General features: G+C 34.9%; 8 protein-coding genes, 1 tRNA gene and 2 pseudogenes. 1 reads left to right on the top strand and 10 read right to left on the bottom strand.

What is annotated here, in order from left to right; genetic code table 11:
* A pseudogene (locus ACKI3Q_RS07195) lies at nucleotides 1-209 on the top strand (carboxylate--amine ligase); the annotation flags it as partial.
* 41 nt (nucleotides 210-250) lie between these two features.
* Here ACKI3Q_RS07195 and ACKI3Q_RS07190 read toward each other — a convergent pair.
* The 10 genes and pseudogenes from ACKI3Q_RS07190 to ACKI3Q_RS07145 form a co-directional block, all read right to left on the bottom strand.
* A complete protein-coding gene (locus ACKI3Q_RS07190) occupies nucleotides 251-400 on the bottom strand; it encodes a hypothetical protein (RefSeq protein WP_407415683.1) in 150 nt (49 codons plus the stop codon).
* A gap of 175 nt (nucleotides 401-575) precedes the next feature.
* Nucleotides 576-647 (bottom strand) — tRNA-Gln (locus ACKI3Q_RS07185).
* Between the two features lie 269 nt (nucleotides 648-916).
* Complete coding sequence (locus ACKI3Q_RS07180) at nucleotides 917-1,606, bottom strand: V-type ATP synthase subunit D (RefSeq protein WP_407415681.1); 690 nt, start codon at nucleotides 1,604-1,606, stop codon at nucleotides 917-919.
* An 86-nt stretch (nucleotides 1,607-1,692) separates the two neighbouring features.
* On the bottom strand, nucleotides 1,693-3,078 hold the full coding sequence (locus ACKI3Q_RS07175) for an ATP synthase subunit B (RefSeq protein WP_407415679.1): 1,386 nt from the start codon (nucleotides 3,076-3,078) through the stop codon (nucleotides 1,693-1,695).
* A 2-nt stretch (nucleotides 3,079-3,080) separates the two neighbouring features.
* Complete coding sequence (locus ACKI3Q_RS07170) at nucleotides 3,081-4,835, bottom strand: ATP synthase subunit A (protein ID WP_407415677.1); 1,755 nt, start codon at nucleotides 4,833-4,835, stop codon at nucleotides 3,081-3,083.
* A complete protein-coding gene (locus ACKI3Q_RS07165) occupies nucleotides 4,832-5,149 on the bottom strand; it encodes a V-type ATP synthase subunit F (RefSeq protein WP_292786807.1) in 318 nt (105 codons plus the stop codon). The genes ACKI3Q_RS07170 and ACKI3Q_RS07165 overlap by 4 nt, the downstream gene beginning before the upstream one ends.
* Nucleotides 5,146-6,300, bottom strand: coding sequence for a V-type ATP synthase subunit C (locus ACKI3Q_RS07160; protein ID WP_407415675.1), 1,155 nt, complete (start codon nucleotides 6,298-6,300; stop codon nucleotides 5,146-5,148). The genes ACKI3Q_RS07165 and ACKI3Q_RS07160 overlap by 4 nt, the downstream gene beginning before the upstream one ends.
* A 12-nt stretch (nucleotides 6,301-6,312) precedes the next feature.
* Nucleotides 6,313-6,993, bottom strand: a complete 681-nt coding sequence (locus ACKI3Q_RS07155; RefSeq protein ID WP_407415673.1) for a V-type proton ATPase subunit E — start codon at nucleotides 6,991-6,993, stop codon at nucleotides 6,313-6,315.
* A 13-nt stretch (nucleotides 6,994-7,006) separates the two neighbouring features.
* Entirely contained in the window at nucleotides 7,007-7,492 is a 486-nt protein-coding gene (locus tag ACKI3Q_RS07150) for a V-type ATP synthase subunit K (RefSeq protein ID WP_292778590.1), read from the bottom strand.
* Between the two features lie 246 nt (nucleotides 7,493-7,738).
* Nucleotides 7,739-8,203, bottom strand: a pseudogene (locus tag ACKI3Q_RS07145) (V-type ATP synthase subunit I); the annotation flags it as partial.

Below are 8,203 nucleotides of genomic sequence, written 5' to 3'. Positions count from 1 at the left end.
AGTATTCATTCAAGAAGATTATCTATGCAAGAAAACAGATAAATATTGGAAATTTGAATATTCCAAATGTTTATGATATTCCTTATGAAGGAGTAAAAATAGAAAAGGATCAACCTTTAGTCACTATCATCAGTTCAGATAAAAATTTAAAAACTGCAATGAGTGATGCAAAAATAGCTGAAGATGAAGTTTATAAAAATATTGGATAATTGACTAATTTATTAATTGATAAAAAAAGTAAAGTGTGGAATTAGATTATTCCCACTAAGAGTAAAATAAGCATTATAGTACCAATAACTATTAAGAAAGTGGTTATTATCATAGCACCAGTTATGCCCATGAATAATTTTGCCTTATTGTCTGGATTTCGTAAAAATTGATGAATTGGGTCTCTTCTCATAATTTCACCATTTTAAAACTTTATTTAATACAATATAATATATCATAAAAGAACTTATTAAATTTTACTTAAAAAACTCATTTTAAAAAATAATTTATAAAAATTATTTGTGAAAATTGAAAAAAATAGCCTTTAAAAATATAACATTGTTATATTTATCCTCTAAAAAAATTGATAGTCCCGAGCGGAGTCGAACCGCCGTCTCCGGGTCCAAAGCCTAGAAGGATTACCACTACCCCACGGGACTATACAACATATTATAGTTTGTTAAACATTATATATAAAGTTAACTAAAATTAGAATTCAAATTAAAATCTATAGATCAAAATATGAAAAATTAAAATTAAATTAAAATGAAAATTAAATAAAAATTAGAATAAAAAAAGACTGTAAAAATAATAAAAACAGTTTAAAAATCTAAAAATAAAATAATAAGAAATAATGAAAATTAAGATAATAAACGCATATCCTATTTCAACTAGCGAAATATGAATTGCATTTATTTCATAATTTCAATTATTCTTGTTGAGCTGCTTTTAATTGAGCTTTTGCTAAAGCTTCTGCTTCGTTTTTCTCGATTGTAGATCTAATCATCTTCATTCTTACGAAGTTTTCCCTTTCCATCTCTTCAAGTTTCATGTTAATGGACTTGATAGTAGCTTGGAATCTAGGAATCATAATGTGCTCAAGAGAGTTTACTCTACGTTTAGTAGCTTCAATCTCATCAGCTAAAAGATAAATGGTCTTTTCGATTTCTCCCAATTCAATAATGTATCTTAAAGCAGTTTCGAATTTCTTTGCTGCTTCGTCTAATTGAATTGAAGTGTCGGATAAACCGTATCCTCTGTCAACTAAAGTTCTTGATTCCATTTCCATATCAGCTATAGGTACATTAACACCCATAATACTTCTTGAAGAAATATCTACTTTTACAGATTCTTTAACAGATAAAGCCGCTTTTTGAACAGCTAAGTCACCCATAGTAATTTGAGCTTCAGTAAGTGCTGCGTAAGCTTCAGAAAGGTTAGTTTCTGCGTTTTCTCTTGCACCTTTAACTCTATCCAAGATGTCGAAGAACTCTTTAATCAAAGCGTCCCTTTTTTGTTTTAACAAACTGTGACCTTTAACTGCGAGTTTTTCCCTATCTTTAAGAGCCAATAACTCCATACGGGTTGGGTTAATACCGTCAAGTATTTCTTCTGCCATACTATCCTCCTAAAAGATAATATTTCCACCTAAAACTTAAATTCTGATGAATTTAAAAAATATTAAAGAATTTATCTATTTTAGACTTATTCTGGGTAATATTTTGCAATAAATTCATCTTTTACTCTTTTAAGTTCAGTCTTAGGTAATATGGTTAATAATTTCCAACCAAGATCTAAAGTTTCAACAATACTTCTGTCTTCGTCTTTAGCTTGAGTAATGAACTCATCTTCGAAAGCTTGAGCAAATGCTAAGAAACTTTGGTCCCTTTCAGTAAGAGCGTCTTCCCCTACTACTGCAACTAAGTCTCTTAAGTTACGTCCTTCTGCATAAGCAGAATAAAGCTGGTCAGATACACCACTGTGGTCATCACGAGTCTTATCGTCACCGATACCACCACTCATCAAACGAGATAAGGATGGAAGTACGTCTACAGGTGGGTAAATACCTTTCCTGTGAATATCCCTACTGAGTACGATTTGTCCTTCAGTAATATATCCAGTTAAGTCAGGAATTGGGTGAGTAATATCGTCTTGAGGCATAACTAAGATAGGCATCTGAGTAATTGAACCTTCTTTACCTGCGATACGTCCTGCACGTTCGTAAATACCTGCTAAGTCAGTGTACATGTAACCAGGGTAACCTCTACGACCAGGTACTTCGTCCCTAGCTGCGGAAATTTCCCTTAATGCTTCACAGTAGTTGGATAAGTCAGTAAGAATAACCAATACGTGCATACCAAGTTCGAATGCCATGTATTCAGCAGTTGTCAATGCCATTTTAGGAGTAAGGATCCTTTCAATAGCAGGGTCGTCTGCTAAGTTCATGAATACAGTTACTTTTTCCAATGCTCCAGTTCTTTCGAAATCTCTCATAAAGAAGTTTGCTTCTTCGTGAGTAATACCCATAGCAGCGAAAATTACTGCGAAGTCGTCGTCGGAACCTACTACTTTAGCTTGTCTTGCAATTTGAGCAGCTAAATCGTTGTGTGGTAAACCGGAACCTGAAAAGATAGGTAATTTTTGTCCTCTTACGAGGGTGTTCATTCCATCAATAGTGGAAATACCGGTTTGGATAAACTCTGCAGGGAATTCTCTTGATGCAGGGTTCATTGGGTTACCGTTAATATCTAATTCTTTTTCTGGTATGATTTCTGGACCACCGTCAATAGGTTTACCAGTACCGTCGAAGATACGTCCCATCATGTCTTTTGAAACACCGATTTTAGCAGTTTCACCAGTAAATCTTACTTTAGTGTTTAAGGTGTTTAAGTCAGTAGTACCTTCGAATACTTGAACAACAGCAACATCGTCTTTTACTTCTAATACTTGTCCTCTTCTGTGTTCACCGGTAGGAGCTTCGATTTCTACGATTTCGTTATAAGCTACACCTTCAACACCTTCTACTACCATCAAAGGACCAGAAACTTCAGAAACTGTTGTATATTCTCTTGTTTTAATATCAGCATTCATTTTTATACCTCAGCACATTGTGTTACAACTTTTTCTTGAATTTCTTTTACTCTTGCTTCAAATTCATCTTCTGGGATGTATTTCATTCTAGCAATTTCCTCTTTAACAGTTAATGCTGCAATATCTTTTACATCTGCACCACGTTCTACAGCACCACTTGCTGCTTCGTGGAACTTAAGAATAGTTGCTAACATACCTGCTTGTTTAGATGGAGAACAGTAAGTGTCTACATCGTCGTATGCGTTTTGTTGCAAGAAGTCTTCTCTTAACATACGGGTGGTTTCCAATACAACTTGTTCAGAATCAGGTAATGCATCAGGACCTACTAACTGTACAATTTCTTCAAGTTCTGATTCTTTTTGTAAGAGAACCATAGCTTGATCCCTGTTTGCTCTCCATTCTTCTGAAGCGTTTTCTTGCCACCAGTTGGTAATACTTTCTACGTATAAGGAATAACTTTGTAACCAGTTGATGGAAGGGAAGTGACGTTTATCTGCAAGAGATGCATCCAATGCCCAAAATACTTTACAAATACGTAAGGTGTTTTGAGTAACAGGTTCGGATAAGTCCCCACCAGGAGGTGATACTGCACCTACTACAGTTACGGAAGATTCTTTAGGATCTTGACCAAGAGTGATTACTCTTCCAGCTCTTTCGTAGAACTGTGCAAGTCTGGATGCTAAGTATGCTGGGTAACCTTCTTCCCCAGGCATTTCTTCTAATCTTCCTGAAATTTCCCTCATAGCTTCTGCCCATCTGGAAGTTGAGTCTGCCATGAGCGCTACGTCGTAACCTTGGTCACGGAAGTATTCTGCAATAGTAATACCAGTGTATACACATGCTTCACGAGCTGCTACTGGCATGTTGGAAGTGTTTGCAATAAGAACAGTCCTATCCATAATTGGGTTTCCAGTTTTTGGGTCAGTAAGGAATGGGAACTCGGTAAGTACTTCTGTCATTTCGTTTCCACGTTCTCCACATCCAATATATACCACAATATCTGCGTCTGCCCATTTAGCTAATTGTTGTTGTGTAACAGTTTTACCTGAACCGAAAGGACCAGGAATAGCTGCTGCCCCACCTTTTGCTAAACAGAAGAAAGTATCTTGTGCTCTTTGACCAGTAATAAGTGGAATATCTGGGTCCAATTTTTCTTTGTATGGACGACCTTTACGTACAGGCCATTTTTGAAGCATTTGAACTTCTTTAATTCCTTCATCAGTCTCAATTTCAGCAATAGTTTCAAGTACTGTGTATTCAGCTTTTGCAACAATAGACTTAATGGTACCTTCAATCATTGGTGGAACCATAATTTTTTGTAAAACAGCAGATGTTTCTTGTACTTGACCAAGTACGTCTCCACCAACAACTTTGTCTCCTACTTTAGCAATAGGTTCGAAAGTCCATTTTTTCTCTTTGTCAATAGAATCTACATCAATACCTCTAGCAATGTAATCGCCAGAAATACCTTTAATAACTTCTAAAGGTCTTTGAATTCCATCAAAAATGGAACCCATTACACCAGGTCCAAGTTCTACAGACAATGGACCTCCAGTACTTTCCACTTTCTCACCAGGTTTTACCCCAGCAGTTTCTTCGTAAACTTGAATGGTAGCGGTGTCGCCTTCAAGCTCAATAATCTCACCGATAAGCTTAGCTTCACCTACTCTTACCACTTCATACATTTGAGTTCCTCTCATCCCATCTGCGACGATAACAGGACCTGCAATTTTAATAATATTTCCTTCATTAATCATTTAACCATCTCTACCCCGATAACTCTCTTAATAAGAGCTGCCATTTGATCGGCACCGCCTTCAGATGAACCAGACTTATCTGGTATCTCAATAACCATTGGTAACACATCAGAACCAAGACGTTTATGAATATGTTCTCTTATGTTATCAGCTATCTTTTGTGTAATTATAATAATTGAAATTTCATCGTTCAATAACTCATCAAGAGCATTTTTAGCTTCTTCATCATTATTTACAATAATACCTTTTTTAACTCCACCAAGTTTAAAACCAGTGACAGTATCGATATCTCCTATAATAGCGACATCACTCATACTAACATCTCCCTAATTTTAGATATTGGGAAGTCTTCTTCTCTTTTAGCTCTTGCAATAACTTTCAAGTTTTTAACTTCAACCTCTTTTTGGGACAAGAATCCTATTATAGGTCCAATACCTAATGGTTTTTTCATGGAATAGGATTTTGCAGAGTCGACTAAAAACTTGTCTAAAGCTTGTTCAAAGAGAGCTACAGATCCAGTTTCATTGTATTCAGGAAGCACATCAGTAAGTACATCAGAGTATTTTGTTCCTTCTAAAGAGGAAATTACTCCAGTAACATCTTCCGCTTCCATAAGATCTTTAAGCTTCCATTCTCTTAATTGATATCCACTATCAATCATGTATGGACTGATAGCATCATAATCTAATCCATCAACTTTTGCTCTCAATATTAATTTAATGTTAGCTACATCAACTTGATTTCCAACGTATGAATAGAGAATTTGTTTGTTTTCATCAGATGGTGTTTCTGAGGAAGCAAGTAACTTGTCTAAGTAATATTTGTCCAATGCAGATTCTAAAGGAAGGACCATGCCTGTTTTTTCATATTCAGGAAGCACTTCTTCTAAAATCGGTGCATACTCAGTTCCATCTAATCCTGCAACAACATCTGTTACAGTGTCAACATCACTTAAACGTTGTAAATCTTCATATAAAGAACCAGTAGGAACTAAAAGTTCTTCAGTAGCTTCTTGGCTTAATCCTGCTTCTTTAGCAGTCAATAAGCTTTTAATATTAGCAATGTCAGATTTCTTTGCCATTACTTTAAATGAAGATTGAATTTCTTTAGGAGCCATTCTTGAAACTAAATCGTAAGTTTCACCAAGTTGAATATCTAATGCCTTTTCAAGTGTATAATTATCTAAGTATTCAGCATAGTCAGGAGATCCTCTGAGATAGTTGGTAATTTCTTCAACATTGTTTGCTTCAACAAGTTCAGAAATTTGTTTGTCGTCAAATAATCTTCCTTTTCTTGCTCTTACTCTCGCATTAGGATGAAGATATGGATAAACATCTAAAATTGGTCTAGTTGCAACAATTACAATAATTGCACCAATAACTACAAATGCTAAAAGAACTATTGCTAAAAATGCCTCATTAGAAAGTCCTAAGGAACTTATGATTGTAGCAATTTCATCAGCCATAATTCATCTCTCCTAATCAAATAAAGTTTTTGCAACTTCTGAACGTAATGATTTCTTAAATCTTAACATTCTAGATTCAATAGTGTTATTAACTTGAATTTCACCATTTCTTGTTCTTAATATAGCTCCACCAATGGTGTCAATAGGTTCACCAATTTCTAAAGTAGTTTCAACATCAGTTTCACGGGAAACTTCTGTAGCGATTATACTTAAATCAGATGGTTTTTCACGTTTAATTAAAGATTTAATTAATCCGACAATAGTTTCCAATTTATCTTGGACTTTAGGAATGTCATCTTCTTTTAATAAAACGATTAAATCTCCGCCACCAATTTCTACAGCTGCTTCTTTAATCATTTCAACTAAAGCATCCACATATTCTGAATCATTGGTATTTGCCATATTTGTCAAATCTTCAGTAGCTTTACTGAAAGCTTCTTCGATTACTTCTTCTTTTGCCCCTAATTCTGCCCTACGAGCATTCATTTTAGCTTCAGAAATAATTTGTTGATATCTCATTTCCGCTTGCTTTGCAGCGTCTTCTGAGATTTTAACCTTAGTAGCTTCAGCTCTTTTTTCACCATCAGCTAATATAGCATCAACTTTCACTTGAGCTTCACTTTTATTTACATCAGCTTTTGCTTGAGCATCAGACATTATGTTAGAGACAATTTTGTCTGCTCCAGAGCTCATATAACTGACCTCCTTAACCTAATATTCCACCGAATACCATAAGTAAGATAGCAATCAAGAAACCGTAAATAGCTTGAGTTTCTGGTAATGCGGAGAAGATAATACCTCTTGCGAACATGTCAGTATCTTCAACGATAGCGCCAACAGAGGAAGCTGCTGCCATACCTTGACCCATACCGGAACCTAAACCTGCAAATCCGATAGATGCACCTACACCAATAGCTACAATACCTGCAGTAGTGGAAAGACCTTCTCCTCCACCTAATAATCCTGAGAATACAAGTAATAAAATAGCAATCAAGAATCCGTAAATAGCCTGAGTTTCTGGTAATGCTGAGAAAATAATACCTCTAGCAAACATATCGTTATCTTCTGCTACAGCTCCAACAGATCCAGCTGCTGCCATACCTTGTCCTAAACCGGAACCTAAACCAGCAAAACCAATTGCTACACCAGCACCAATAGCTGCTAAAGCAGTACCTAAAGCAATTTCTACCATATAATATATCTCCTTAAATTGATTTGTTAAAATTTTTTTTAATATAATTTTTATTATATTTCAATAGAACGCAAAGTTCTTGATAAAAGAACATCATTTTATAATAATTGCCTTTCGACATTTTTATAAGCATAAAGTTCTTGAGTTTCAATTATGAATTTTCATAATTTTCTTAAATATAAAATCACATTTCCAATAATTTCATCTTTAAGCATTGAATTATAAAACTATAAATTTAAATTTTGTCTATTTCTTAATTTTTGTAAATTGTCTTTTAGCTTTAAAAGCTTCAAATGAATGTTTTCCACCCATATAGAATTGAGCAAAGAACTCTACATAGTTAAGACGCAAAGCGTTAACACCAGCACCTAATACTTGGAAAAGGAAGTTAGCAATATGTCCACCGATAAAGATGATAATAGCTAAAACGATACCTACAAATGGAATCATGTCATTTACCATATTGGTCAAGATGTTTACAGTCATTGCAATACCACCAGTAGCTAAACAAAGAGCTAAAAGACGAGCATATGAAAGTACATCTCCCATGAATCCAAATACATCCATAAGTCCGAAAGCACCGTTAGTCCAGAAGAGTATACCAAGAGCAGCAACAATTAATATTGCACCTAATGCCATACCGATCATTCCAAATGCTGGGAATAAGAATCCTAAAATCAATAAGACAATACCAAGTTCAAATATGAACCA

Source organism: Methanobrevibacter sp. (assembly GCF_045636185.1).
GTDB lineage: Archaea > Methanobacteriota > Methanobacteria > Methanobacteriales > Methanobacteriaceae > Methanocatella.
The sequence above is the reverse complement of the archived record's forward strand: the minus strand, read 5'-3'. Positions and strand labels throughout refer to the sequence as shown.

Coding starts and splice junctions, on each gene's coding strand:
- ACKI3Q_RS07160 (WP_407415675.1), bottom strand. CDS start 6,300: ATGGCTGATGAAATTGCTACAATCATAAGTTCCTTAGGACTTTCTAAT.
- ACKI3Q_RS07165 (WP_292786807.1), bottom strand. CDS start 5,149: ATGAGTGATGTCGCTATTATAGGAGATATCGATACTGTCACTGGTTTT.
- ACKI3Q_RS07175 (WP_407415679.1), bottom strand. CDS start 3,078: ATGAATGCTGATATTAAAACAAGAGAATATACAACAGTTTCTGAAGTT.
- ACKI3Q_RS07190 (WP_407415683.1), bottom strand. CDS start 400: ATGAGAAGAGACCCAATTCATCAATTTTTACGAAATCCAGACAATAAG.
- ACKI3Q_RS07170 (WP_407415677.1), bottom strand. CDS start 4,835: ATGATTAATGAAGGAAATATTATTAAAATTGCAGGTCCTGTTATCGTC.
- ACKI3Q_RS07155 (WP_407415673.1), bottom strand. CDS start 6,993: ATGAGCTCTGGAGCAGACAAAATTGTCTCTAACATAATGTCTGATGCT.
- ACKI3Q_RS07180 (WP_407415681.1), bottom strand. CDS start 1,606: ATGGCAGAAGAAATACTTGACGGTATTAACCCAACCCGTATGGAGTTA.
- ACKI3Q_RS07150 (WP_292778590.1), bottom strand. CDS start 7,492: ATGGTAGAAATTGCTTTAGGTACTGCTTTAGCAGCTATTGGTGCTGGT.